The sequence below is a fragment of the Pseudomonas sp. genome, from assembly GCF_033723075.1.
Classification (GTDB): Bacteria; Pseudomonadota; Gammaproteobacteria; order Pseudomonadales; family Pseudomonadaceae; genus Aquipseudomonas.
Genome location: NZ_JAWVXU010000003.1, coordinates 98,576 through 124,568, shown reverse-complemented (window position 1 = coordinate 124,568; position 25,993 = coordinate 98,576). Strand labels below are relative to the sequence as shown.

At 64.0% G+C, this 25,993-nt stretch carries 24 protein-coding genes; 15 read left to right on the top strand and 9 right to left on the bottom strand.

From position 1 onward, the window contains the following. Window positions 1-120 precede the first annotated feature (120 nt). Complete coding sequence (gene mddA / locus R3355_RS04925; RefSeq protein ID WP_318960305.1) at window positions 121-882, top strand: methanethiol S-methyltransferase; 762 nt, start codon at window positions 121-123, stop codon at window positions 880-882. 226 nt (window positions 883-1,108) lie between these two features. On the opposite strand, the gene R3355_RS04920 is transcribed toward mddA, so the two are convergent. Both R3355_RS04920 and R3355_RS04915 read right to left on the bottom strand, forming a co-directional pair. Further along, entirely contained in the window at window positions 1,109-1,906 is a 798-nt protein-coding gene (locus tag R3355_RS04920) for a hypothetical protein (protein ID WP_318960304.1), read from the bottom strand. Between the two features lie 52 nt (window positions 1,907-1,958). Continuing rightward, complete coding sequence (locus tag R3355_RS04915; protein WP_318960303.1) at window positions 1,959-2,948, bottom strand: alpha/beta hydrolase; 990 nt, start codon at window positions 2,946-2,948, stop codon at window positions 1,959-1,961. A gap of 331 nt (window positions 2,949-3,279) precedes the next feature. Between R3355_RS04915 and aroC the strand changes: the two genes are divergently transcribed. The 5 genes from aroC to R3355_RS04890 all read left to right on the top strand — a co-directional run bounded on the left by aroC (window position 3,280) and on the right by R3355_RS04890 (window position 7,091). Beyond that, on the top strand, window positions 3,280-4,371 hold the full coding sequence (aroC, locus tag R3355_RS04910) for a chorismate synthase (RefSeq protein ID WP_318960302.1): 1,092 nt from the start codon (window positions 3,280-3,282) through the stop codon (window positions 4,369-4,371). 88 nt (window positions 4,372-4,459) lie between these two features. Beyond that, complete coding sequence (locus R3355_RS04905) at window positions 4,460-5,608, top strand: MFS transporter (RefSeq protein ID WP_318960301.1); 1,149 nt, start codon at window positions 4,460-4,462, stop codon at window positions 5,606-5,608. Window positions 5,609-5,690: 82 nt separating this feature from the next. Next, on the top strand, window positions 5,691-6,236 hold the full coding sequence (locus R3355_RS04900) for an acireductone dioxygenase (protein ID WP_318960300.1): 546 nt from the start codon (window positions 5,691-5,693) through the stop codon (window positions 6,234-6,236). A gap of 113 nt (window positions 6,237-6,349) precedes the next feature. Beyond that, window positions 6,350-6,541 carry a PLDc N-terminal domain-containing protein gene (locus R3355_RS04895; protein ID WP_172150897.1) on the top strand — a complete coding sequence of 64 codons (192 nt, stop codon included), beginning with the start codon at window positions 6,350-6,352 and terminating at the stop codon, window positions 6,539-6,541. Next, window positions 6,522-7,091 (top strand): histidine phosphatase family protein, encoded by a 570-nt coding sequence (locus R3355_RS04890; RefSeq protein ID WP_413243481.1) that lies wholly within the window; start codon window positions 6,522-6,524, stop codon window positions 7,089-7,091. The genes R3355_RS04895 and R3355_RS04890 overlap by 20 nt, the downstream gene beginning before the upstream one ends. Before the next feature lie 166 nt (window positions 7,092-7,257). On the opposite strand, the gene R3355_RS04885 is transcribed toward R3355_RS04890, so the two are convergent. Both R3355_RS04885 and R3355_RS04880 read right to left on the bottom strand, forming a co-directional pair. Continuing rightward, entirely contained in the window at window positions 7,258-7,755 is a 498-nt protein-coding gene (locus tag R3355_RS04885; RefSeq protein ID WP_318960299.1) for a methylated-DNA--[protein]-cysteine S-methyltransferase, read from the bottom strand. Between the two features lie 6 nt (window positions 7,756-7,761). Then, on the bottom strand, window positions 7,762-8,649 hold the full coding sequence (locus R3355_RS04880) for a DNA-3-methyladenine glycosylase (protein WP_318960298.1): 888 nt from the start codon (window positions 8,647-8,649) through the stop codon (window positions 7,762-7,764). Between the two features lie 263 nt (window positions 8,650-8,912). On the opposite strand from R3355_RS04880, the gene R3355_RS04875 reads away from it, so the two are divergent. From R3355_RS04875 to R3355_RS04860, 4 genes are all read left to right on the top strand, one after another. After that, a complete protein-coding gene (locus R3355_RS04875) occupies window positions 8,913-9,845 on the top strand; it encodes an ABC transporter ATP-binding protein (protein ID WP_318960297.1) in 933 nt (310 codons plus the stop codon). An 11-nt stretch (window positions 9,846-9,856) separates the two neighbouring features. Further along, complete coding sequence (locus R3355_RS04870) at window positions 9,857-10,636, top strand: ABC transporter permease (protein WP_318960459.1); 780 nt, start codon at window positions 9,857-9,859, stop codon at window positions 10,634-10,636. 96 nt (window positions 10,637-10,732) lie between these two features. Next, window positions 10,733-11,776, top strand: coding sequence for an efflux RND transporter periplasmic adaptor subunit (locus R3355_RS04865; protein WP_318960296.1), 1,044 nt, complete (start codon window positions 10,733-10,735; stop codon window positions 11,774-11,776). Continuing rightward, window positions 11,773-14,841, top strand: a complete 3,069-nt coding sequence (locus R3355_RS04860; RefSeq protein WP_318960295.1) for an efflux RND transporter permease subunit — start codon at window positions 11,773-11,775, stop codon at window positions 14,839-14,841. Before R3355_RS04865 ends, R3355_RS04860 begins: the two co-directional genes overlap by 4 nt. A 131-nt stretch (window positions 14,842-14,972) precedes the next feature. Here R3355_RS04860 and R3355_RS04855 read toward each other — a convergent pair whose 3' ends face one another. After that, the gene (locus tag R3355_RS04855) at window positions 14,973-15,980 is read right to left on the bottom strand and encodes an NADP-dependent oxidoreductase (RefSeq protein ID WP_318960294.1); all 1,008 of its coding nucleotides are present in this window, start codon (window positions 15,978-15,980) and stop codon (window positions 14,973-14,975) included. Window positions 15,981-16,206: 226 nt separating this feature from the next. Between R3355_RS04855 and R3355_RS04850 the strand changes: the two genes are divergently transcribed. Beyond that, entirely contained in the window at window positions 16,207-16,968 is a 762-nt protein-coding gene (locus R3355_RS04850) for an SDR family oxidoreductase (protein WP_318960293.1), read from the top strand. A gap of 259 nt (window positions 16,969-17,227) precedes the next feature. On the opposite strand, the gene R3355_RS04845 is transcribed toward R3355_RS04850, so the two are convergent. From R3355_RS04845 to R3355_RS04835, 3 genes are all read right to left on the bottom strand, one after another. Continuing rightward, the gene (locus R3355_RS04845; RefSeq protein WP_318960292.1) at window positions 17,228-18,418 is read right to left on the bottom strand and encodes a benzoate/H(+) symporter BenE family transporter; all 1,191 of its coding nucleotides are present in this window, start codon (window positions 18,416-18,418) and stop codon (window positions 17,228-17,230) included. Then, window positions 18,418-19,032 carry a LysE family translocator gene (locus tag R3355_RS04840; protein WP_318960291.1) on the bottom strand — a complete coding sequence of 205 codons (615 nt, stop codon included), beginning with the start codon at window positions 19,030-19,032 and terminating at the stop codon, window positions 18,418-18,420. Before R3355_RS04840 ends, R3355_RS04845 begins: the two co-directional genes overlap by 1 nt. Window positions 19,033-19,245: 213 nt before the next feature. Further along, a complete protein-coding gene (locus tag R3355_RS04835; protein ID WP_318946003.1) occupies window positions 19,246-19,707 on the bottom strand; it encodes a MarR family winged helix-turn-helix transcriptional regulator in 462 nt (153 codons plus the stop codon). Between the two features lie 110 nt (window positions 19,708-19,817). Here R3355_RS04835 and R3355_RS04830 point away from each other — a divergent pair, with 110 nt between their 5' ends. The 4 genes from R3355_RS04830 (at window position 19,818) to R3355_RS04815 (ending at window position 23,358) form a co-directional block, all read left to right on the top strand. Beyond that, a complete protein-coding gene (locus R3355_RS04830) occupies window positions 19,818-20,984 on the top strand; it encodes a PLP-dependent aminotransferase family protein (protein ID WP_318960290.1) in 1,167 nt (388 codons plus the stop codon). Between the two features lie 52 nt (window positions 20,985-21,036). Continuing rightward, window positions 21,037-21,639 carry a glutathione S-transferase family protein gene (locus R3355_RS04825; RefSeq protein ID WP_318960289.1) on the top strand — a complete coding sequence of 201 codons (603 nt, stop codon included), beginning with the start codon at window positions 21,037-21,039 and terminating at the stop codon, window positions 21,637-21,639. 131 nt (window positions 21,640-21,770) lie between these two features. Next, window positions 21,771-22,373 (top strand): DUF2238 domain-containing protein, encoded by a 603-nt coding sequence (locus R3355_RS04820; RefSeq protein ID WP_318960288.1) that lies wholly within the window; start codon window positions 21,771-21,773, stop codon window positions 22,371-22,373. 241 nt (window positions 22,374-22,614) lie between these two features. Further along, window positions 22,615-23,358 (top strand): carbonic anhydrase, encoded by a 744-nt coding sequence (locus R3355_RS04815; RefSeq protein ID WP_318960287.1) that lies wholly within the window; start codon window positions 22,615-22,617, stop codon window positions 23,356-23,358. Between the two features lie 100 nt (window positions 23,359-23,458). Here the strand turns inward: R3355_RS04815 and R3355_RS04810 are convergent, their stop codons facing one another. After that, entirely contained in the window at window positions 23,459-25,954 is a 2,496-nt protein-coding gene (locus R3355_RS04810) for a cation-translocating P-type ATPase (RefSeq protein ID WP_318960286.1), read from the bottom strand. Window positions 25,955-25,993 lie beyond the last annotated feature (39 nt).

Below are 25,993 nucleotides of genomic sequence, written 5' to 3'. Positions count from 1 at the left end.
TGAAACCACGCGCATACAAAGGCTAAACATGCCGCCATCGTACAGATACAGACCCGGCGCAATCTGACCTCGACTGCAAACAGTCTTGCAGCTACCCCCAATCGAGGCAGGACCATAACCATGAAACGCTTTGCGATCTTTCTCTACGGCGTCGGCAGTTATGCCGTATTCTTCGCCACTTTCCTGTACGCCATTGCCTTCGTTGGCAATTTTCCTGTGGTGCCGCGGAGCATTGACGGGATCCCCGAAATGGCTTTCGGCAACGCCCTGGTGATCAATATGTTGCTGCTGGCGGTGTTTGCCATCCAGCACAGTGTGATGGCCCGGCCGGCCTTCAAGTCCTGGTGGACGCGGTTCATTCCCCAGGAGGCGGAACGCAGCACCTATGTGCTGCTCTCCAGCCTGGCGCTGATCGCCTTGTTCTACTTCTGGCAACCCATGGGCGGCGTCATCTGGCAGGTGGAGAATCGCAGTGGCCAGTTGCCGTTGTTGGCGGGCTTCGGCTTCGGCTGGGCGCTGGTGTTGTACAGCACCTTCCTGATCAACCACTTCGACCTGTTCGGCTTGCGTCAGGTCTGGCTGCAATTGCTGGGAAAACCCTATACGGCGCTACCCTTCAAGACTCCCGCGGCCTACAAGCTGGTGCGTCATCCACTCTATCTGGGCTGGTTCTTCGTCTTCTGGTGCACCCCGCAGATGACGGCGGCGCACCTGCTGTTCGCCGTGCTGACCAGCGTCTATATCCTGATCGGCATCTACCTGGAGGAGCGCGACCTGCTCAAGGTTCACCCGGAATATGCGGCCTACCGCCAACGCGTGCCTATGCTGCTGCCGCGGGTCCGGAAGGCCGAGCGGATTGAAGAGGTTGAAGATGCGGCCTGACGGTCAGACAAACACAGAGGGCACCCGCTTGGGCGCCCTCTGTCGTTTGCGTGCACCAGGCATGGCGACGTCCGGTTCACAGTGGTGATCAGTCGGACGACTTGGCGGTGAGAGCCCTGTTCACGCCCGGCAAGGGGGGCGTGATAGCCGAACGGCAGGGGTGTTGCGGGCAACTGCGAATCAGCAGGAAGCCACCGCCATGCGCGCAGGGAAAAGTCCTGCTGCCTTAACGCGTGGCCATCCAGATCAGCAAGCCCGCCTGGAACATGCAAAACGCCACCAGGCAGGCGATGGTGAAGCGCAGGCTGCTGTCTTCTCGGCGGAACAGTTCGAGGCGTGAGTCCAGCTTGCGCAGCTTGACGTCCTGCTCTCGCAGGTTCTGGTCGGCTTGTTGCAACATGGCCGCGGCATCGAGCAGGTCGACGATCTGCACCTTGTCGCTGTGCCAATCGCTGTGCAGGCTGCTGACCCGGGCTGCGCTGTAGCGGGCTTTGAGTTGCAGGGGATCGAGGTATTCGATGTCGAAGCCCTGGGTTTGCAGGCAGTGGTCGCGGCGCAGGCGAGAGTCTTCGCTCAGGGCGTCCTTGGCCGGCAGGGCCGCGCCTTCTACCAGGTAGTGGGCGCAGTGTCGCTGGGCCCAGGCGATGCCTTGGGCCAGCAGAAAGCGTCCCAGACCGCGATTGGCCGGCTCTACCAGCAAGCCCTTTTCCGGGCCGAGGCGCATCTCCTTGCTGCGGTGGTCGATCCAGACTTCCAGCAGGTTCAGCTCCTTGCGCAGCCGCACGCCGGGCAGGTGCAGGGTGAGGCGCAGCAGGCTCTGGCCCTTGGCGTGCCGCTCCACCCGGCCCAGTTGCACGAAGCGCAAGGGCCGCGTACCGGTGTGGCGGTCGACCGGCAGGGGCGCCAGGCGCAACAGGCGAAAGTGCTCGGGCGCGAGATCCGCCCAGGGATGGGCTTTCTCGGCCGCAGCTTGCGCTTGGGCGGTGGCGTCAGGCGCAGATTGTGGGGCGTTGGCGTCGGTCATAAAGGCAGTCCTGTGCGCGATACCAGGGCAAGGCGTGGCGCTGGCCCAGCCTTTATCGGCCGGTTTGCGCGGCGCTGGAGGCTGGCGCTTTGCCTGTTTCCTTGATGAAACCGGCGAGCCGCTCGGTCAGCAGCCGCGCCAGGGGCAGACGCGGGTTGTCGTAGGACGCCAGTTGCGCCTTGACGTCCAGTGGGACGATGCGCAGGACGTGGTTCATGCCCTTTATTATCGCCAGTTGCGCATCCGGCTTGACGGCTTGCAAGGCCTCGGCATCGGCGACGCCGACCTGGATGTCATGGCTGCCCTGGACGATCAGCGCCGGGATCTGCACGCGGGCGAAGGCCGCGCTGGGATCCTGGCGAAACAGTGAAATCAGGTAGGGCTGCACGCTGGGGCGAAACAGCACGCGCAGCTTATCCGGCACCGCATCGCTCGGCTGGCCGGCCAGCAGCGAGTCGAGCAGGCGATGGCTTTGTGCGAGCAGGTTCGGCGGCAGGCGATAGTGCAGTTGCTCGCGCAGCACCTGGTCGATGGGGCGCGAGCTGCCGGCGATCGAGATCAGCGCATCGGCGCCGGCTGCCGGGGCCGCCAGGCTGGCAATCAATGCGCCTTCGCTGTGGCCGATCAGGATCAGCCGACTGAAATCGCTATCGGCCTTGAGCAGCTGGCCCCAGGCGGCAGCGTCGGCGACATATTGCTCGACACTCAAGTCGCGCTCGTCCGGGGTGGCCGCACGGCTGGCGGCGATCCCGCGTTTGTCGTAACGCACACTGGCGATGCCATGCTTGGCCAGCGCCTGGGCCAGGCGCTTGAGGCTGTCGTTGTGCCCGCCGGCGGGGTTGTTGCCATCGCGGTCGGTCGGTCCGGAGCCGGCAATCAGCAAGGCGACAGGCAGCGGCTGGTCGCTTTGCGGGCGCAATAAGGTGCCATGCAGGCTGCCCTGCTCAGTGGTCAGACTGATCGGCCGTTGCATGATGGTATGGGGCGCGGCTTGGGTCAGGCCGGCAAGCAGGGTCAGGGTCAACAGCAGAACTCGCGGCATGATGGGCACTGTGGCAGCAGGAGTGGGTTGGACGTCGCCGTCGACATAAGGTGCCAGCAGCCTGTCGAACTTAACACTGTCCTACTGCGGAGAAGCCGGAATGGTCATTTTTGCTGCTATTTCTCGTTAAATAGCCAGCTATTCGCCTCGAAAGAGCAACAAAACTGCCTCAGTCCGGTCTTCTCCTCGCTACGGACGGTCAAGTCCGACAGGCTGCCAGGGTGAACTGGGCTTTCGCGGCGGGTATACTCGCGACCTTTATTGAGTAAGGGGCTGGCGTGCGCAAGCGTTGCGTCAGGCCCGTTGCTGATTCCCGCGGAGTATCCTGCAAATGTCCGGCAATACCTACGGCAAGTTGTTCACCGTCACCAGCGCTGGTGAAAGCCATGGCCCGGCGCTGGTCGCCATCGTCGATGGTTGCCCTCCGGGCCTGGAATTGTCGCTGGAAGACCTGCAACGCGACCTCGACCGGCGCAAGCCGGGCACCAGCCGCCACACCACCCAGCGCCAGGAAGACGATGTGGTGGAAATCCTCGCCGGGGTGTTCGAGGGCAAGACCACCGGCTGCGCGATCGGCCTGCTGATCCGCAATACCGATCAGAAGTCCAAGGATTACTCGGCGATCAAGGATGTCTTCCGCCCGGCCCATGCCGACTACAGCTACCACCACAAGTACGGCATCCGCGACTACCGTGGCGGTGGCCGCAGTTCGGCCCGCGAGACCGCCATGCGCGTGGCCGCCGGCGCCATTGCCAAGAAGTACCTGGCGACCCAGGGCATCGTCATTCGCGGCTACATGAGCCAGCTCGGTCCGATCGAGATTCCGTTCAAGAGCTGGGACAGCGTAGAACAGAACGCCTTCTTCAGCGCCGACCCGGACAAGGTGCCTGCGCTTGAGGCCTATATGGACCAGTTGCGCCGCGACCAGGATTCGGTCGGAGCGAAGATCACCGTGGTCGCCGAAGGGGTGATGCCGGGTCTGGGCGAGCCGATCTTCGACCGTCTGGACGCCGAACTGGCCCATGCGCTGATGAGCATCAACGCGGTCAAGGGCGTGGAGATCGGCGCCGGTTTCGCCAGCGTTGCCCAGCGCGGCACCGAGCATCGCGACGAACTGACCCCGGAGGGCTTCGTGTCGAACAACGCCGGCGGCATCCTTGGCGGCATCTCCAGCGGCCAGCCGATCGTCGCCCATCTGGCGCTCAAGCCGACCTCCAGCATCACCACGCCGGGGCGCTCGATCGACGTCGATGGCAACCCGGTGGAGGTGATCACCAAGGGCCGTCACGACCCCTGCGTCGGTATCCGCGCCACGCCGATTGCCGAGGCGATGATGGCCATCGTGCTGATGGACCACCTGCTGCGCCACCGCGCACAGAACGCCGAAGTGCGGGTGACCACACCGGTGTTGCCACAGCTGTGACAGCCAGGGCAGGTTGGGTTGAGCATAGCGATACCCAACAAGGCGCTCCCTGGGTATCGCTATGCTCAACCCTGGCTACGGCAAAACCATGACTGCCGCGTTGCCTTACTGGCGTCTGTCCGGTTTCTATTTCTTCTATTTCTCGCTACTCGGCGCCACGGCGCCGTTTCTGGCGTTGTATTTCGATCACCTGGGTTTTTCCGCCGCGCGCATCGGCGAACTGGTCGCCATTCCCATGCTGATGCGTTGCATCGCGCCCAATATCTGGGGCTGGCTGGGCGATCACAGCGGCCAGCGCCTGGCGATCGTGCGCTTTGGCGCGATCTGCACGCTGCTGTGTTTCGCCGGCATCTTCATCAGCCAGAGCTATGCCTGGCTGGCCCTGATCATGGCCCTGCACGCGTTCTTCTGGCATGCCGTGCTGCCGCAGTTCGAGGTCATCACCTTCGCCCATCTGCAGGAGCAGGCGGCGCGCTACAGCAAGATTCGCCTGTGGGGCAGCATCGGCTTCATCGTCGCGGTGGTCGGCCTGGGCAAGCTGTTCGAGCTGCTCAGCCTGGACGCCTATCCCTGGGCGCTGATCCTGATCATGGGTGGCATCGTGCTGAGCAGTTGGTGGGTGCCCAACGCTCAGCCGCGCATGCGTCCCAATGTGGTGGGCGAGGGCGGCTTCATCCGCCAGTTGCGCCGCCCCGGCATCCTGGCGTTTTACCTCAGTGTCGGGCTGATGCAGCTGAGCAACGGCCCGTATTACACCTTTCTGACCCTGCACCTGGAGTCGCTCGGCTATTCGCGCGGCCTGATCGGCCAGCTCTGGGCCCTCGGGGTGCTGGCCGAGATCGTGCTGTTCATGGTCATGGCCCAACTGCTGGCGCGTTTTTCGCTGCGCAGCGTGCTGTTGGCCAGCTTTCTGATCACCGCCGTGCGCTGGTTGCTGCTGGGCAACCTGGCCGATCATCTGCTGGTACTGTTGTTCGCCCAGCTGATGCACGCCGCGACTTTTGGCAGTTTTCACGCGGCGGCCATCCACTTCGTCCAGCGCAGTTTCGCCGACCGCCAGCAGGGCCAGGGGCAGGCGTTGTATGCCGCACTGACCGGGGTTGGTGGCGCCCTGGGTGCGCTCTATTCCGGTTACAGCTGGAACAGCATCGGCCCGGCCTGGACGTTCGCCATCGCCAGCCTGATCGCCCTGGTCGCGGCCATCACTGCCACGCGCATGCACGAACCGCGGCCATGAGCCGATCGTGCTGGATGTCATTGGGTTTTGGCGCGCAGTGTGCCTTTACTCAGCCTACGGATAACCAACGGAAATACTGAATATGAGCAGCCTGAGCGTCTACCCCGAGTCTTCTGCCGATCTGCCGAACAAGGTGCTGACCCATCTGGAAGATATCGCCAGCACCCTGGCTGCCGTCGGTGTGCATTTCGACCGCTGGCAGGCGCTGACGCCGCTGGCTCCCGGCTGCAGCCAGGATCAGGTGATCGCCGCCTACCGCCCGCAGATCGAGCAACTGATGAGCGAGCGCGGCTATACCGCGGTCGATGTGCTCAGCGTGAGCGATGACCACCCGGACAAAGCCGAGCTGCGCGCCAAGTTTCTCGACGAGCACCGGCATGCCGAGGACGAAGTACGTTTTTTCGTGGTGGGAAGCGGGCTGTTCAGCCTGCATGTCGATGATTACGTATTCGCCGTGTTGTGCGAAAAGGGTGACCTGATCTCGGTGCCGGCCGGCACGCGACACTGGTTCGACATGGGCGAGCATCCGCACTTCGTGATGATCCGTCTGTTCAGTAATACCGATGGCTGGGTCGCCGAGTTCACCGGCGATGATATTGCCAGCCGTTTTCCGCGGCTGGATGACTGACGCATCGCTGGTTTGGGGGATGATGCAGCAGAGGCAGCGCAACATAGCGCTTGCACAACGCCGGGCATCGATGGCTATGCTAGTCGGACAACCCTTCGCACAGGAGTGTCCCCATGGGTTCTACAATGAATGGCCTTGTCGGCCTGATTATTCTGGTTCTGAGTATCTGGGCCATCATCAATATCGTCAAAAGCAACACCGAGGTCGGCAAGAAAGTCCTCTGGGTGTTGTTGATCCTGTTTCTGCCGGTGATCGGTCTGATCATCTGGGCGCTGCTGGGGCCGCGTGGCAACGTCCGTTTCTAAAGTGCTCGGCTGGGTGTTGCTGGCCTGTCTGAGCCTGCCCGCCTACGCCAGCGATAGCCAGGCGTGGGACGCCCTGCGTGAGGGCCGCGCGCTGTTGCTGTTGCGCCATGCCAGCGCGCCGGGCTTCGGTGACCCGGCGCGCTTCCAGCTCGACGATTGCACAACCCAGCGCAACCTCAGCGAGCAGGGGCGCGAGGAATCCCGGCGTTGGGGCACATTGCTGCGCAGCCAGCGCATCGAGCAGCCCAGGCTGTTCAGCAGCCGCTGGTGCCGCGCGCGGGATACGGCGCGGGAAATGGACCTGGGGGCGGTCGAACCCTTGCCGGCACTGGACTCCTTCTTCGCCAACCGTGCACGCGCCAGCCAGCAGACCGCGGAACTGGTCGCCCGGGTCAATGGCCTGGCGCGCGGTGCACCCATGGTGCTGGTGTCTCATCAGGTGAATATCAGCGCCTTGACCGGCAGCTATCCCGCCTCCGGCGAAGGCCTGATCCTGGCGCTGCCGCTCGGCGTTCCGGCCCAGGTGCTGGCGCGCATTCCGGCGCCGTAGGGTGCTGTCTCAGAATCGATGACACCAGCTCGTAGGGTGCGCCGTGCGCACCAGGCGCCTGGTTGTCAGTGGTGCGCACAGCCTAGGCGGCTCCGCGCTCCCTACACAGGCCAGCTGCAGCTGCTTGAGCAATGCTTATTGCGAGACAGCCTCCTAGCAGCCCACCTCAAAGCGCCAGCGTTGCCTGCTCCGGTACCTGCGCTCCTTCCAGCTGCAACAGCAGCGCCTTGCGCGCCAGGCCACCGGCATAACCGGTCAGGCTGCCGTCGCGGCCGATCACCCGGTGGCAGGGGATGATCACCGCGATAGGGTTGGCGCCATTGGCCGCGCCGACCGCACGCACCGCCTTGGGCCGGGCGATCTGCGCGGCCAGGGTGCTGTAACTGCTGGTCTGGCCGAAGGGGATGCGTTGTAACGCCTGCCACACCGCCTGTTGAAAGGCCGTGCCGTGCGGCGCCAGGCGCAGCTCGAAGCGCCGACGGCGGCCGGCGAAGTAGTCGTCGAGTTGCCGGCACACCTCATCCAGTTCACCAGCAGCGGTTCGCCAGTGCTCACCGATCCGCCAGGGTTTGTCGTCGATCTCCATCAGCAGTTGCTGCAGGCCGGTTTCATCGCCGGCCAGCAGCAGGCGGCCGAGGGGGCTGGGGTGGTAGCGGTAGAACATGGCCATTCACCTCTGCGAATAGTTGTGCCACAGGTGGGCGGCGGCGTAGGCGCGCCACGGTCGCCAGGCTTCGGCGCGGGCCTTGAGTTGCCTGGCGTCGATGCCGTCGGCGCCCCACAGTGGCGCCTTGAGCAGGCCCAGGTCGCTGGCGGGAAAGGCATCGGCTGCGCCGAAGGCGCGCAGGGCAATGTATTCGGCGGTCCAGGGGCCGATGCCGGGCAGGGCGCAGAGCCGTTCGATCAGGGCTTCGCTGCCATGGCGCAGATCCAGGTGCAAGGCGCCGCTGGCGACCAGTCCGGCGAAGTGCTGCAGCGTCTGTACGCGTTTACCCGGCATGCCGATGCCCTCCAGGTCGGCGCCGGCGATTGCCGCGGCGCTGGGGAACAGGCGGTCGACGCCGGCGCCGTCGGCTGCCGGCAAGGGCTCGCCCAGGCGGGCGACCAGGCGTCCGCTGATGGTCACCGCGGCTTTTACCGTGACCTGCTGACCGACGATGGCCCGTACCGCCTGCTCGAACGGGTCGAAGGCCGTCGGCAGGCGCAGCCCCGGATTGCGCGCGACCAGCGTGGCCAGGTAGGGATCCTGGGCGAAATGTCGGCCGATGCGCTGCGGTTCGGCATCCAGGTCGAACATGCGCCGCACCCGCTCCTGCAATTGCGCCAGGCAGGGGATGGCCGAGGCGCTGTAGCTCAAGGCCAGGGCGTTCTGCCCGGGCTGCGGGCTTACCCTGAACCAGCCGCTGACATTGGCCAGCCGAAAGCTGCGGCAGTAACACTCGCGGCTCAGCCGTTCGACCCCCGCCAGGGCGCGCAGGGCGAAGTGATCGTGGAACTGTTGCCACTCCCAGGGGGCGTGGTAGGGCAGCAGCAGCGTGGCTTGCGCGGCGTTATTCATGCCCGGACGATACCCCCGGGCCGCGCACTTGTCAGCGCCAAACTGACTTTCAAAAGGTGCCGTACTCGTAGTCGGGAGCGTAGGAGGCGTGGCCAGTTGATGGGCTTTTGTGCGCGGCGGTTTTGCCGGCAACCGGCAATTTATCTCGATAACACTGCGATTGGCGACGCTGTGGCGCTAGACTTGCTGCGCTTCGCCCTTGTAGTGAGCGGCGCAGCCCCCATCTTTTGAATTCTTCTTTTTTACAGGTGCGTGCATTTTTTATGAGTACTGCTCTGTCCATCCGGCAGTTGACCAAAACCTACGGCAATGGCTTCCAGGCTCTGCATGGCATCGATCTGGATGTCGCCGAAGGGGATTTTTTCGCCTTGCTCGGCCCCAATGGCGCCGGCAAATCCACCACCATCGGCATTCTCTCGACTCTGGTGACCAAGACCAGCGGCACGGTCAACGTGTTCGGCCATGACCTGGACAAGCAGCCGGCGGCGCTCAAGCGTTGCCTGGGCGTGGTGCCCCAGGAGTTCAACTTCAACCAGTTCGAGAAGGTCTTCGACATAGTCGTGACCCAGGCCGGTTATTACGGGATTCCCGCGCGCATCGCCAAGGAGCGTGCCGAGCAGTACCTCAACCAGTTGGGGCTGTGGGACAAGCGCAATGTGCCCTCGCGCGAGCTGTCCGGCGGCATGAAGCGGCGGTTGATGATCGCCCGCGCCCTGGTCCACCAGCCGCGCCTGCTGATCCTCGATGAGCCGACCGCCGGGGTCGACATCGAGTTGCGCCGTTCGATGTGGAGTTTTCTCACCGAGCTCAACCAGCAAGGCATCACCATCATCCTCACCACCCATTACCTGGAGGAGGCCGAGCAGTTGTGCCGCAATATCGGCATCATCGATCACGGCCGGATCGTCGAGAACACCAGCATGAAGGCGCTGCTGAAGAAGCTGCACGTGGAGACCTTTTTGCTCGACCTGAAGGAGTCGCTGCTGGTGCCGCCGCAGCTGATCGGCTACCCGGCGCACCTGCTCGATCATCACACCCTGGAAGTGCAAATCGACAAGAACCAGGGCATTACCGAACTGTTTCGCCAATTGGCGCTGCAGAATATCGAGGTGCTCAGCTTGCGCAACAAGACCAATCGCCTGGAGGAGCTGTTCGTCTCCCTGGTCGAGAAGAACCTGGTCAAGGAGGCAGTATGAGCACGGCTTATCTGAATTCCGAGTTCGCCGCCAACATGGTGGCCCTGCGCACCATCGTCTACCGCGAGATCCGCCGCTTCACCCGCATCTGGCCGCAGACCCTGCTGCCGCCGGCGATCACCATGGTTCTGTACTTCGTCATCTTCGGCAACCTGATCGGCCGGCAGATCGGCGACATGGGCGGCTTCAGCTACATGGAATACATAGTGCCGGGGCTGATCATGATGTCGGTGATCACCAACTCCTACGGCAACGTGGTGTCGAGCTTCTTCGGCAGCAAGTTCCAGCGTTCGATCGAGGAGCTGATGGTCTCGCCGGTGTCGCCGCACATCATCCTTATCGGCTATGTAACCGGCGGCGTGCTGCGCGGGCTGGCGGTCGGCCTGATCGTCACCCTGCTGTCGCTGTTCTTCACCCACCTGCAGGTGCATCACCTCGGTGTGACCGTGCTGGTGGTGTTGCTGACCGCGACCATTTTCGCCATGGGCGGCTTCATCAACGCGGTGTTCGCGCGCAACTTCGACGACATCTCGATCATCCCGACGTTCGTCCTTACGCCGCTGACCTACCTGGGCGGGGTGTTCTACTCGATCAGCCTGTTGCCGCCGTTCTGGCAGACCCTGTCGCTGGTCAACCCGGTGCTGCATATGGTCAATGCCTTTCGCTACGGCATCCTCGGCGTGTCGGACATTCGTATCGGTGTCGCCGTCGGCTTCATGCTGGTAGCCACCGCCGTGCTCTATGGCGTGTGCATTCGCTTGCTGATCAGCGGGCGCGGTATGCGGCAGTAACAGGTGTTGGCAAACAATATCGGGAAACATCTTTAACGGCTGAAAGGCGCGGCGAAGCCGTTAGACTCAGCCTCTACAGAATCATTGGGGTTGTATATGTCTGCCCGTCCGCGCCCGTTATTCGCCGCATTGCTGCTGCTTTCGACTCTTTGGCCATTGGCGCAGGCGGCCGAAGGCCCGTTGGTCGAAGTCGTGCAGGTGGAAAAAGCCCTGGTGCGCGACGAGCTGATTACCTTCGGCTCGCTGCGCTCCGATGAGTCGGTGATGATCCGCCCGGAAATCGAAGGACGTCTGGCCTCCTTGCATTTCCGCGAAGGCCAGGCCGTCACGGCCGGGACGCTGTTGGTCAGCCTCGACGATGCGATTTCCCGTGCCGAACGGGCCCAGGCGCAGGCCAATCTGAATCTGGCGGAAAAAAATCATCAGCGCGCGCAGATGCTGTTCAAACGCGGCGCCAGCAATGCCCAAGCGCTGGATGAAGCCAGCGCCCAGCAGCAAGCTGCCCGCGCCAGCCTGGCGCTGGCTCAGGCGCGCCTGGACAAGACCCGGATCCATGCACCCCACGACGGGGTCCTGGGCCTGCGCCATGTCAGCCCGGGCGACTACCTGAGTGCCGGTCAGGACATCGTCAACCTGGAGGTGCTCGATCCGCTCAAGGTCGACTTCCGTATTCCGCAGAAGGCGGTCAGCCAGATTCGCCTGCAGCAGAGCATCGAGATCAGCCTCGACGCCTATCCGGGCGAGCGCTTCAGCGGCGAGATCTACGCCATCAACCCGCGCCTGGATGAAGCCGGGCGCAGCCAGGCGATTCGCGCCCATATCGACAATGCCGATGGGCGCCTGAACCCCGGGCAGTTCGTCAAGGTGTCGGTGATTCTCGCCGAGCGCCCCGAGGCCCTGGTGATCCCCGAGGAAGCAGTGATGCCGGTCGGCGAACGCCTGCTGGTCAACCAAGTGGTGGACGGCAAGGTCGAGCTGCGCGAGGTCAAACTGGGCAAGCGTAGCGCCGGCAGGGTGGAGGTGCGCGAAGGCCTGGTCGGTGATGAAACCCTGATCAGCGCCGGTTGGCAGAAGGTGCGCGCGGGCATGGCGGTGCGCACCAAGGTGGTGGAGCCCCGCCCGACGGAGAGCGGCCAATGACGCTCTCGGACATCTGCATCCGCCGGCCGGTGTTCGCCACCGTGCTGTCGCTGATCGTGGTGCTGCTCGGTCTGATGGCCTATCAGCGCCTGAGCGTACGCGAGTACCCGAACATCGACGTGCCCATCGTCACGGTCAACGTCGGCTATCCAGGGGCCAGTCCGGAAATCATGGAGTCCCAGGTCGCCCAGCCGATCGAGGATGTGCTCTCGGGCATCGAGGGGCTGGATTTCGTCAGTTCCATCAGCCGTTCGGAAAACACCCAGATCACTGCCCAGTTCAAGCTGGGCGCCAACAGCGACGAAGCGGCCAACGACGTGCGCGACCGGCTCGGCCGGGTGCGTGGGCTGCTGCCGGACGAGATCGACGAGCCCATCGTGCAGAAGGTCGAGGCCGATGCCCAGCCGGTGATCTGGCTGGCGTCCTACAGCGAACGCTACAACGCCATGGAGATCACCGATGTGCTGGAGCGGGTGATCAAGGACCGCCTGCAGACCATCCCCGGCGTCGCCGAGGTGCAGATCCGCGGCGGCCGCACCCTGGCCATGCGCATCTGGCTCGACCCGGAAAAGCTCGCCGCGCACAACCTCACCGTGCAGGACGTCGAAGACGCCCTGCGCCGACAGAACGTGGAGATCCCCGCCGGGCGCATTGAGTCGCAAGAGCGCGAATTCACCGTGCTCTCGGAAACCGACCTGAATACCCCGCAGCAATTCAATGAGCTGATTCTCGACGACTCGCAAGGCTATCTGCTGCGCCTGGCCGATGTCGGCTATGCCGAAATCGGCGCGCAGAGCGAGCGCAGCATCGTGCGCTTCAAGGGCCGCCCGGCGGTGTCCATGGGGGTGATCAAGCAGGCCACGGCCAACCCGCTGGATATCTCCGACGGCCTGGCTGCGGCCCTGCCGGAGGTGCGTACCCTGCTGCCGGACGGCATGCACCTGGTGGTGGCCCACGACAGCTCGCTGTTCATTCGCGAGTCGATCGACAACGTCTTCATCACCATCTGGGAAGCGGTGGCGCTGGTCATCCTGATCATCTTCATCTTCCTCCGTTCGCTGCGCGCCACCCTCATTCCGCTGGTGACCATCCCGGTGTCGCTGATCGGCGCCTTCGCCCTGATGAGCCTGATGGGCTTCACCATCAACACCCTGACCCTGCTGGCCATGGTGCTGGCGATCGGTCTGGTGGTGGACGACGCCATCGTCATGCTGGAAAACATCCACCGGCATATCGAAGAGGGCATGGCCCCAGTGCAGGCGGCGCTCAAGGGCAGCCGCGAGATCGCCTTCGCGGTGATCGCCATGACCCTGACCCTGGCCGCGGTGTTCACTCCCATCGGTTTCATGCAGGGCAGCACCGGCAAGCTGTTCACCGAGTTCGCCTGGACCCTGGCCGGCGCCGTGCTGGTCTCGGGTTTCGTTGCCCTGACCCTGACCCCGATGATGTGCGCGGTACTGCTCAAGCCGCACCGGGCCGGCGAGCGGCACAACCGTCTGTACAACCTGATCGAGGATTTTCTCAACGGCCTGACCCATGGCTACAGGCGCTTGCTGGCCCGCGCCCTGGCCGCCTGGTGGCTGGTGCTGGGGGTGCTGGCGCTGGCCCTGCTGGCCTGCCTGTTGCTGTTCGCCGGCTTGAAGTCGGAACTGGCGCCGACCGAAGACACCAGCACCATCATCGGCGTGTTCAACGGCCCGGACGGCGCCACCATCGGCTACACCGGGCGCTATGCGCGGGAAATCGAGGCGGCCTACGAGAGCATCCCGGAGACCAATCGCTACATGGTGATCGCCGGTTTCCCCACCGTGGCCCAGGGCATTTCCTTCATGAAGCTGGAAGACTGGGGCGATCGCTCGCGCAGTCAGTTCGAGATCCGCAACGAGCTGCTGCCCAAGTTCCAGGAAATCGCCGGGGTGCGGGCTTTTCCGGTCAACCGGCCGCCGCTGGGGCAGAGCGCGCGCAATCAGCCGGTCAACTTCGTGATCCGCTCCTCGATGGAATTTGCCGAGTTGCAGGGCTACGTCGATGAACTGTTGGACGGCCTGCGTGACTATCCCGGTCTGGAAAGCCTGGACAGCGACCTCAAGCTGAACGCGCCGCAGCTCAAGGTGACGATCAACCGTGAACAGGCGGTGGCGGTCGGCACGGACGTGGCGACCATCGGCCGCAGCCTGGAAAGCCTGTTCGGCAGCCGCCAGGTGACCCGCTTCAAGCAGAACGGCGAGCAGTACGACGTGATGGTGCAGTTGCAGGACGTCGACCGCAGCAACCCGCAGGATCTCGACCGCGTCTATGTGCGCGGGCGTGACGACAGCATGGTGCAACTGTCCAACCTGATCGAGGTGCGCGAGACGGTGGCGCCGCGCGAACTCAACCACTTCAACCAGTTGCGTGCGGTGACGGTGAGCGCCAACGTTGGTGCCGGCTACACCCTGGGTGAAGCCCTGGACTACCTGGAAAGCTCCGCGCGCACGGTATTCCCGCCGGAAACCCAGTACGACTTCACCGGTACCTCGCGTGACTTCAAGGAGTCCGGCGCCGGCATCGCGCTGATCTTCGCCCTGGCCCTGGCCTTTATCTTCCTGGTGCTGGCGGCGCAGTTCGAGAGTTTCAGCGATCCGCTGATCATCCTGTTCAGCGTGCCCCTGTCGATGGCCGGCGCCTTGCTGGCGCTGACCCTGTTTGACGGCACCCTGAATATCTACTCGCAGATCGGCCTGGTGACCCTGATCGGCCTGATCACCAAGCACGGCATCCTCATCGTCGAATTCGCCAACGTGCTGCTGCGCCAGGGCCATGAGCTGCGCGGCGCGGTGATAGACGCCTCGGTGCAGCGCCTGCGGCCGATCCTGATGACTACCGGGGCGATGGTCCTGGGTTCCTTGCCACTGGCAATTGCCAGCGGTGCCGGCGCTGAAAGCCGCCAGCAGATCGGCCTGGTGATCGTCGGCGGCCTGCTGGTCGGCACCTTCTTCACCCTGTTCGTGATCCCGACTTTGTACATGCTGCTGCGTAGCTGGCGGCCGCTGAAACAGCGGGAGTTGGAGGTCGCCGAGGCGTAGGGTGCGCCGTGTGTTCAGCCATGTTGCATCGACCCAGACCGTAGGGTGAATGCAATCCGGGGAATCGGTGCAAGACCTGCTTCCGCTCCCGGATTGCATCCGGCTACGGGAGCAGGGGCACTCCTACGGTGTTACTCGACCTTGAGCACCAGCTTGCCGAAGTTCTCGCCGCTGAACAGCTTGAGCAGGGTTTCCGGGAAGGTCTGCAGGCCGCTGATGATGTCTTCCTTGGACTTCAGCTTGCCGCTGGCCATCCAGCCGGCCATTTCCTGGGCGGCCTCGGCGAAGCGCGGGGCGTAGGTCATCACCACCATGCCTTCCATGCGCGCGCTGTTGACCAGCAGGTTCAGGTAGTTGGCCGGGCCCTTGATCGCTTCCTTGCTGTTGTACTGGCTGATGGCGCCGCAGATCACCACCCGCGCCTTGAACCTGAGGCGCGTCAGTACGGCATCGAGAATGTCGCCGCCGACGTTGTCGAAATACACGTCCACACCTTTCGGGCACTCGCGCTTCAGGGCGGCGTGCAGGTCTTCATTCTTGTAGTCGATGGCGCCGTCGAAGCCCAGTTCGTCGATCAGGAACTTGCACTTGTCCGCGCCGCCGGCAATGCCGACCACGCGGCAGCCCTTGAGCTTGGCAATCTGCCCGGCAATGCTGCCGACCGCGCCGGCGGCGCCGGAGATCACCACGGTTTCACCAGCCTTGGGCGCGCCGACATCGAGCAGGGCGAAATAGGCGGTCATGCCGGTCATGCCCAGGGCCGACAGGTACAGCGGCAGTGGTGCGCGCTTGGGGTCGACCTTGTAGAAGCCCTTGGGTTCGCCGAGGAAGTAGTCCTGCACGCCGAGGGCGCCGTTGACATGGTCGCCGACGGCGAAATCGGGGTGCTGCGAGGCGACCACCTCACCGACGCCGAGGGCGCGCATCACTTCGCCGATGCCGACCGGCGGGATATAGGACTTGGCATCGTTCATCCAGCCACGCATGGCCGGGTCGAGGGACAGATAGAGGTTCTTGACCAGGATCTGTCCGGGTCCGGGCTCGCCGAGCGGGGTTTCCACATAGCTGAAGGTGTCGCGGCTGGGCAGGCCGACGGGGCGTTGGGCGAGGAGGAATTGGCGGTTGAGGCTGGCAGTCATGGTCGGTACTCATTGAACGGAAAGACTTGTGATAGCCCCTGCCGGGCCGATGGGCAAGGTTTGCCCTGGAGCCGAATGGCTGGCGATCCATTCGGGTGATGGCACGGCGGGGGTGTTAATCATTATTTTGGATGAAGGCATAACCGCTGTTCGAATAGTGCTGCCGCCGCGGCTGCCGCTCTGACTAGACTCGGCGCAGACATTCACGCCTTGCGAGGACACACAGATGAGTTTGAGCTTTTCCGGCCAGGTTGCCCTGGTCACCGGTGGCGCTGCAGGTATCGGCCGTGCGACGGCCGTGGCTTTCGCCAACGAAGGCCTCAAGGTAGTGGTTTCCGATGTCGACGTGGCCGGTGGCGAAGGCACCGCAGAGCTGATTCGCGCGGCCGGTGGCGATGCACTTTTCGTGCGTTGCGACGTCACCCGCGACGCCGAAGTCAAAGAGCTGATGGAGCGTACCGTAGCTGCCTTCGGTCGGCTGGATTACGCCTTCAACAATGCCGGCATCGAGATCGAGAAGGGCAAGCTGGCCGATGGCAGCGAGGCCGAGTTCGACGCTCTCATGGGCGTCAACGTCAAAGGCGTGTGGCTGTGCATGAAGTACCAGATTCCGTTGCTGCTGGCCCAGGGCGGCGGTGCCATCGTCAACACCGCCTCGGTCGCCGGCCTCGGCGCGGCGCCGAAGATGAGCATCTACAGCGCCTCCAAGCATGCGGTGATCGGCCTGACCAAATCGGCGGCGGTGGAGTACGCGAAGAAGAAGATCCGCGTCAACGCGGTGTGCCCGGCGGTGATCGACACCGACATGTTCCGCCGCGCCCACGAGGCCGACCCGAAAAAGGCCGAGTTCGCCGCGGCCATGCACCCGGTCGGGCGCATCGGCAAGGTCGAGGAAATCGCCACCGCAGTGCTCTACCTGTGCTGCGACGGCGCCGCCTTCACCACCGGCCACGCCCTGGCGGTGGACGGCGGGGCGACCGCGATCTGATCGCGCTTCTCTCGGAGCAAAACAAAGGCGCCTATCCAGGCGCCTTTGTTCTTTGGGGTGGCCAACCTACGAGTAGCCCGGATGAAATCCGGGAAAATTACCGCCTCGCCCAATGCCCCCGGATTGCATCCGGGCCACGGTTCTCGGGCGTTTCGTAGGAGCGGGCCATGCCCGCGATGCTTTTTGCAGGCATGCCCTGTCGCGGCCATGAGCTAGGCGCCCCCGCCGCTCCTACAAAGCCTCTGAGCCCCGATACCCATCAATCCTTGCCCCAGTTCAGAATCGCCAGGGTCAGCAGTCCCGCCACTATCCCCCAGAAGGCTGAACCGACCGAGAACAGGGTCATGCCCGAGGCGGTGACCAGGAAGGTGATCAGCGCCGCCTCACGTTCCCTGGGTTCACTCATGGCCTGGGTCAGACCGCCGATGATCGAAGCAAACAGGGCCAGGGCGGCGATCGACAGGATCAGCGCCTTGGGCAGGGCGGTGAACAGGGCGGCCAGGGTGGCGCCGAAGATCCCGGCGATGCCGTAGAACAGCCCGCACCAGACCGCCGCGGTATAGCGTTTGCTCGGGTCTTCGTGGGCTTCGGGGCCGGCGCAGATCGCCGCGCTGATCGCCGCCATATGGATGCCGTGGGAGCCGAAGGGCGCCAACAATATCGAGGCCAGACCGGTGGTGTTCAACAGCGGTGAGGCCGGTACGTTGTAGCCGTTGGCGCGCAGCACGGCCATGCCCGGCAGGTTCTGCGAGGCCATGGCGACGATGAACAGCGGAATGCCGATGCTGATCGACGCGGCCCAGGAAAAGCTCGGCGTGGTCCATTCGGGCGTGGCCAATTGCAACTCGAATTCGCTGAAGTCCAGCAGGCCGAACAACCCGGCCAGCAGGCAGCCGACGATCAGTGCGGCGAGCACCGCATAGCGCGGCAGCAGGCGCTTGCCCAGCAGGTAGGCGAACAGCATGGCCACTACCAGCACGGGTTGTTGTTCGGCGGCGCCGCAGATTTCCAGGCCGATCTTGAACAGCACCCCGGCCAGCAGGGCGGCGGCGATGGAGCCGGGAATGCACCGCATCAAACGATCGAATGTGCCGGTCAGGCCGATCAGTACGATCAGCCCCGAGGCGAGGATATAGGCGCCGATCGCCTCGCCGTAGGGCACCCCCGGCAGGCTGGTGATCAGCAAGGCGGCGCCGGGGGTCGACCAGGCGATCATCACCGGCGCGCGGTAGCGCAGCGACAGGCCGATGCTGGTCACCGCCATGCCGATCGACAGCGCCCAGATCCACGAGGAAATCTGCCCGCTGGAGAGGCCGGCAGCCTGACCGGCCTGGAACATCAGCACCAGCGAGCTGGTGTAGCCGGTGAGCATGCCGATAAAGCCGGCGACCACCGCCGAGGTGGAGCTGTCGCTCAGCGGGCGCAGGCGGCCTTGGGTCAGTTCCTGCATCAGAGCACTTCCTGCACGTCGGCGAAGATGGGGTAGAGCGAGGCCACCAGGAGCAGGGCCATGCCGATATTGAAGCCGCGCAGCACCCGCGGGTTGCTCAACCAGTTGCGCAGCAGGCTGCCGGCCATGGTCCAGAGGCCGACGCTGGGGCAGTTGACCAGGGCGAACAGGGCGGCGATCAGCAGCACGTTGACCACGAAATTGTCCTGCGGCGTATAGGTGGTGATCGCACCGATGGCCATCACCCAGGCCTTGGGGTTGACCCATTGAAAGGCCGCGGCCTGGAGGAAGCTGAATGGCTTGCCACTGGCCTGGGCCTGGCTGTCCGGTGCTCCGGCGTGGGCGATGTTCCAGGCCAGGTAGAGCAGATAGGCCGCGCCCAGATAGCGCAGCACGCTGTAGAGCAGCGGCACCTGCTCGAACACCTGGCCAAGGCCCAAGCCGACGGCCATCACCAGCAGCATGAAGCCCAGGCTGATGCCGAACATGTGCGGCAGGCTGCGGCGCATGCCGAAGTTCACCCCGGAGGCGAGCAGCATCATGTTGTTCGGCCCCGGCGTCACCGAGGTGACGAAGGCAAAGGCGATAAAGGCGATCAGCAGTTCGGTGGTCATGGCGGCGGCACTCGGGGTCAGTGCTGCTCAGCCTAAGGGTCGTGGGGCAGGACGTCGCGGTACAGCGGGGCGGGCAATGGGCGTAACAGTTTTAAAGTGCTTGCGCAAAATACCGGTACAGTTTTTTCGCTGCAGCAGCACCGCGAGCCTGCTTGTGGCCGTAGGGTGCGCCATGTATCCCGGCTGGACACCGTGTGCACCAGCCATAGCGAGTTATTGATGCGTACCGGCTTCTGGCTCCGGGCTCTTGCCTGCCAGCGCCTGATTGACCCGCAACCAGCCCTGCACCGCGGCCTCGCCGACTTCGGCGAAGGCCCGTTGCAGCAGCTTGGCCTGCTCGCGGCGCAGGGCCAGCTCCAGCTTGGCGCCCTCGGCGGTGAAACCGAGCAGGCGCTTACGTTTATCGTCCTCGGCGGTCAGGCTCTGCACCAGGTGCATTTCCAGCAACTGGCGCAGCGGCGTATTCAGCGCCTGCTTGCTCACCCCCAGGTAGGCCAGCAATTCCTTCATGCTCAGGCCCGGGTACTTGCCGATAAAAAACAGAATGCGGTGATGCACCCGCGACAGGCCGCGGCGCGCGAGCATTTCGTCGGCCTTGGCGGTGAACGCCTGGTAGCCGAAGAAGAAGGCTTCCATGGCGGTCTGCTGGGTGGTGACGTTGTTTAGGTCAGGCATTAAGGTCAAGCCTATTGACGTATTGGGGCGGGGCATCGTAATTTCGGTCAAACAGGTTGACCTATAAACAGTTTGACCTATTTTTATTCGCCTTTGCTACCGGTGTCTCCATGGCCTTCTCCGAACGCGTTGCCCGCCTGAAAAGCTCCCTGATCCGTGAAATCCTCGCCGCGGCGCAGCGCCCGGAGGTGATGTCCTTCGCCGGTGGCCTGCCGGCCGAGCCGATGCTGCCCAAGGTCGAATGGGCGGATATGCCGACCAGCATGGGCCAGTACGGCATGAGCGAAGGCGAGCCGGAATTGCGCGAGGCCATCGCCGAGGAAGCCCGCGCCCTGGGCGTACCCTGCGACGCCAGCCAGGTGCTGATCGTCAGCGGTTCGCAGCAGACCCTGGACCTGGCCAGCAAGCTGTTTATCGATCCGGGTACCGAAGTGCTGCTCGAGGCGCCGACCTACCTGGCCGCGTTGCAGGCCTTCCAGCTGTTCGGCGCTGATTGCATCGCCGTAGCGCAAGAGGCCGATGGCCCACAGATCGATGCCTTGCGCCAGCGTCTGGAGAACCACAAGCCGGCCTTCGCCTACCTGATCCCGACCTTTCAGAACCCCTCGGCGGTGCGCTACAGCGAGGCCAAGCGCGATGCCGTGGCGGCGCTGCTCGATGAGTTCGGCGTGACCCTGATCGAGGACGAGCCCTACCGCGACCTGGTGTTCGACGAAGGCAGCGCCACGCCTATCGTCAGTCGTCTGCACAAGGCCAGCTGGATCTACACTGGCACCGTCTCCAAGACCCTGCTGCCGGGCCTGCGCGTCGGCTACCTGATTGCCACCCCGGATCTGTATCCCTACCTGCTGCGCCTCAAGCAGTCGGCCGACCTGCACACCAACCGCATCGGCCAGTGGCAGGCCCTGCAATGGCTGGGCACCCGGCATTACCGCGAGCACCTGGCCGAGTTGCGCGACTTCTACCGCATCCGCCGCGACGCCATGCAGGCGGTGTTGCAGGAGCACTTCGGCGACCTGGCCGATTGGCAGATTCCCCAGGGTGGGCTGTTTTTCTGGCTGACCCTCAAGCAGCCGCTGGATACCCGCACACTGCTGGCACCGGCGCTGGCGCAGAACGTCGCCTTCATGCCGGGGGAGCCGTTTTTCATCGATCCGGATCAACATCCGGGGCATTTGCGGCTTAACTTCAGCCATGTGGCGCCGGAGCGTTTGGGCGAAGGCCTCAAGCGCCTGGCCGAGGTGATCCGCCAGGCGCAGGCTGCCGAGGCAGCTTGAGTACCGGGTAGCGGCTAGCAGCACACCATAGGAATTCAGAGGAGGGCGGGCAATGTACAAGGTTTATGGCGATTACCGTTCGGGCAACTGCTACAAGGTCAAGTTGATGCTCAACCTGCTGGGTATTGCCCATGAGTGGGTGCCGGTGGACATCCTCAAGGGCGAGACCCAGAGCGAGGCCTTCCTGGCCAAGAATCCCAACGGCAAGATCCCGGTGCTGGAGCTGGAAGACGGAACCTGCCTGTGGGAGTCCAATGCGATTCTCAATTTTCTCGCCGACGGTACTGAGTTTCTGCCCAGCGAGCCGCGCCTGCGCACCCAGGTGTTGCAATGGCAGTTCTTCGAGCAGTACAGCCATGAGCCCTATATCGCCGTGGCGCGTTTCATCCAGCTCTACCAGGGCCTGCCCGAGGCGCGTCGCAAGGAGTACGAGGAGTGCCATATCCGCGGCCACAAGTCGCTCAAGGTCATGGAGCGGCAGCTGCAGCGCACCTCATATCTGGTTGGCGAGCAGTATTCGATCGCCGATATCGCCCTGTACGCATACACCCATGTGGCGGACGAGGGCGGCTTCGATCTCGGCCCCTATCCGGCGATCCGCACCTGGCTCGATCGGGTGGCCAGCCATCCCAGGCATGTGAGCATGCTGGGTTAACCAGGCGATTCGTTCTACTCGAGGCACGCAGCATGTTTCGCCGGCCTGCTACAGTTGCAAGCAGGCCGAGCCGTCGGCTGCTTTGACACCGCCAGCCGCCTTGGCGGCAACCGTCCGGAGTGACGCCGTCCATGATCGAAACCCCCAGCCGCAAATGCCAGTTGGCGCTGATCGTGGGCATGCTCCTGCTGATCTGGCTGTGGGCCGCGATCAAACCGTTGAGTCGCGAGGACTGGTTGCTGGAAAACCTGCTGGTGTTCTTTTTCGCCGGCTTGTTGCTGGCGACCTACCGGCGTTTTGCCTTTTCCCTGACGGCCTATTGGCTGTTCGCCCTGTTCATGGGCATGCACCTGTACGGCTCCCATTACACCTACTCGGAAACGCCCCTGGGCTTCTGGTTTCAGGAGGCCCTTGCGCTGGATCGCAACCACTACGACCGGCTGGTGCACTTCTCCTTTGGCTTGCTGCTGGTCTACCCGCTGCGGGAATTACTGCAGCGTTCGGCCGGGCTCAGCGGCGGGTGGCTGGCGATCCTCAGTCTCGCGGTGGTGATGGCCATGAGCGCGTTCTACGAACAGGTGGAGATGCTCGCGGCCGTGCTGGTCAGCCCGGAACTGGGCTCGGCCTTTCTGGGCACCCAGGGCGACGAATGGGATGCCCAGAAAGATTCCGGGCTGGCCATGTTGGGTGCCTTGAGCCTGTTGCTGCTGCTCGCGCTGAGGAAGTCGCATTAGCCAATGGGCTCGTCCAGTCGCCGTCTTGGCATGGTGGGCAGTCGCTGTCATGCAGATGATCGGCCTGACCCGCGTGACAACAGTGGCACCTCAGTGGGCAATCAGTGGGTAATCGCGAACAAACGGCCAGCTTCAGCGCCGTATCTGTGCCGACCCTCTACACTGCCCCTGGTCATGGCTGCCATCGCCCCCTGGCTGTGGCGGCGTTCATATCCGACGACATTAGAGAGAAGGGATACTCATGAGAGCCATTCTGCCGGGCGCTTTCGCTGCGCTTTTGCTATCCGCCGCGGTTGCTGGCGAACAGCAGCCCTCGCATTGGAGCTATCAAGGCGAGCAGGGGCCAACGTATTGGGCGCAGATGGATCCGGGCTTCAGCACCTGCGCGCTGGGCCGGGTGCAGTCGCCGATCGATATTCGCAATGCACTAAAGGCCGATCTGCCCGAGATCGATTTCGCGTATAGCGCCGGGCCGGCCGAAGTGCTGAACAACGGCCACACCGTTCAGGTCAACCTGCCGGCATCGGGTGGCATCGCAATAGCCGGCGTGAACTATGCGTTGCTGCAGTTCCACTTCCATACGCCCAGCGAGGAAACGATTGCCGGCATGGCCATGCCGATGGTCGCGCACTTGGTGCACAAAAGCGCGGAGGGCCAACTGGCGGTCGTCGCCGTGCTGTTCAAGGAAGGCAGGGAAAATCCGGCACTGGCGAATGTCTTCGCCACACTGCCGGCGGAAGGTGGGAAATACCGGCTGACCGACTCTTTTGACCCCAGCCGAATCCTGCCCAACAAGCGCGGCTACTATTCTTTCGAGGGTTCGCTGACGACCCCACCATGCAGCGAGAACGTGCGTTGGCAGGTGCTCAAGGAACCGCTTGAAGTGTCCGGAGAACAGCTGGCCGCCTTCCGCACACTCTATCCGATGAATGCCCGGCCAACCCAACCGCTGAACGGCCGCGAGGTGCTGGAAAGTCGTAACTGACTGTCCCGGCCAACAGGGCGGCTAGCATTCGCGGCTCGGAGGTTGAGGCAATCCCGAGCACCGTCGCAGTAGACGGGAGTTTTTTCACAGGTTCTCAGCGCTATGGCCGTTGCTGCATGCCGATCTTGACCAATTCGAAGAACATCAGCAGCGCGGCACCGTAGGTAAAAGCCACTAGCCACTGCTCGATCGATGCGGGCTGAAAAGCAAAAACCCGAGCAATCGGCGTGATGGCGGTAACCACCAGCAACATCGCCAGGGTACCGGCAAGCACCCATTTGCCGACCCGGGACAGCCCCAGCAGCATCGATCTCCAGCCGCGTTCGGGTGAACGGTTAGCGAGAATCAGCCCGGTATTGGCCACCACCAGGGTGATGAAGGCCAAGCCACGGGCCACATCCTGCGTCAGACCATTGGCCAGTCCGCTGCGATACAGGGCCACCACCACTATGCTGACGCCGAGGCCCTGGAGCATGCCCAACACGATGTGGCGCATGTTCACCAACGGTTCGTTCAGCGCGCGTGGCGGCTGCCGCATCGGATCGCCACGGCCGTTCTCGGCCTCGAACACGATCGAGCAGGCCGGGTTGATCAGCAGTTCGAGAAAGGCGATATGAATCGGCGCCAGCAGCAGGGGCAACCCCAGCAGGACGGGCATGAGGCTCAAGCCGATGATCGGCATATGCACGGCGATGGTGTAGATCAGTGCCTGGCGCAGGTTGGCGAAGATCTTCCGGCCGCGCCGGATGGCCGCAACTATGGCGCTGAAATCGTCGTCGAGCAGCACCAGCGCGGCCGCTTCACGCGCCACATCGGTGCCGCGCTTGCCCATGGCAATGCCGATATGGGCGGCCTTGAGCGCTGGCGCATCGTTGACCCCGTCGCCGGTCATCGCCACCACCTCGCCACTGGCCTTGAGGCTTTCCACCAGTGCCAGTTTTTGCTGCGGGCTGACCCGGGCAAACACGCTGGTCGTGCGCAGGCAGTCGGCCAGTTGGCTGGCATCCATCGAGGTCAGGTCGCTGCCGCTGCACACCCGCGTGCTGGCGATACCGGCTGCGGCGGCAATCGCCCGGGCCGTGCGCGGATGATCGCCGGTGATCATCACCAGGCGGATACCGGCGCGCTGGCATTCGGCGATGGCGGCAGGCACGTCGTCGCGCAGCGGGTCGGCCAGCCCGAGTAGGCCGATGAACTGCAAGGCAAAGTCGTGCTGAATGGCCGGCCATTGCGGGCCGGGGGAATGGCGCGCCTTGGCCACGCCGAGTACCCGCAGACCGCGTTCGGCCAGCTGTTCGGCCTGCTGCAGCACCTGTTGGCATTCGCTTGGTGACAGGTGGCAGAGGTCGACAATCGCCTCGGGCGCGCCCTTGGTGGCGACGAACGCCGGTGCGGCGGCATGTTCCTGCCACAGGTGCGACATTGCCAATTGTGCCGGCGACAGTTCGTATTCGCGCACCAGCAGCCAATCCGGGTGCAGGTGTTCGGTGTTGGCCAGGTAGTCATGGGCGAAGCGGTGAAAGGCTTGCTCCATCGGGTCGTGCGGTTCGATTTCGCTGGCCAGCACCGCGTATTCGAGCAACTCGTGGAACTCCTCCGGCAGCACCGCGGAGGTCAGCGTATCGACCTCGAGAACCTTTCCGGCGACGCACAGGGCCGCCACCTGCATGCGGTTGTGCGTCAGCGTGCCGGTTTTATCCACGCACAGCACGCTGGTTTGCCCCAAGGTTTCGATGCTGCTCAGACGCCGCGTGAGGACCTGATGGTGGGCGATTCGGCGCGCGCCGAGCGCCAGAAAGATGATCATGATCACCGGCAGTTCCTGCGGCAGGATGCCCATGGCCAGGGTGATGCCGGCCAGCAACGCCTCCAGCCAGCCGCCGCGCAACAGTTGATAGAGCAGCGTCAGCAGCACGCACAAGCCGGCCCCGATCAACGCCAGGCGCCGGGTCAGGCGCGCGATTTCAGCCTGCAGCGGGGCCGACTGCAGGGAGATGTCCTGCAGTGACTGGCCGATATGACCGATCTGGGTGGCTTTGCCGGTGGCGCTGACCCGCATCAAACCCTGCCCGCGAACCACCAGGGTGCCGGCGAAAACCTCGCTGCCATCGGCGAATTTGGCCACCGCCGCGGATTCGCCGGTGAGCATCGATTCATCCACCGCCAGTTCGTGCGCCTGCAGGAGCAGGCCGTCGGCGGGTACGCGGTCGCCCTCGGCGAGCATCAGTATGTCCTCGCGCACCACGTCGCGCCCGGCGATGCGCATAGGCTGGCCGTCGCGGATAACCAGCGCCCTGGGGCTTGAAAGGTCGCGCAGCGACTCCAGGGCGCGCTCGGTATGGCGCTCCTGGAACACCGTGATGGCGATGATGACCAGCACGAAACCGAGCAGGATCAACGCCTCACGCGGGTCGCCCATGCTCAGGTAAATCGCCCCGGCACCCAGCAACAGCAGGAACATTGGCTCACGCAGCACGCTAACGGCGATGCTGAGCAGGCTGCGGCGCTGATCGGTGCCCAGCTCGTTGGGACCTTCGGCACTGAGGCGGGCGGCGGCTTGATGCGGGCTCAGGCCGCTAGGCAGTTCAATACTCATCGGTTCCCCTGGATGTGGGTTGTCGCGCCATTCGCTGGA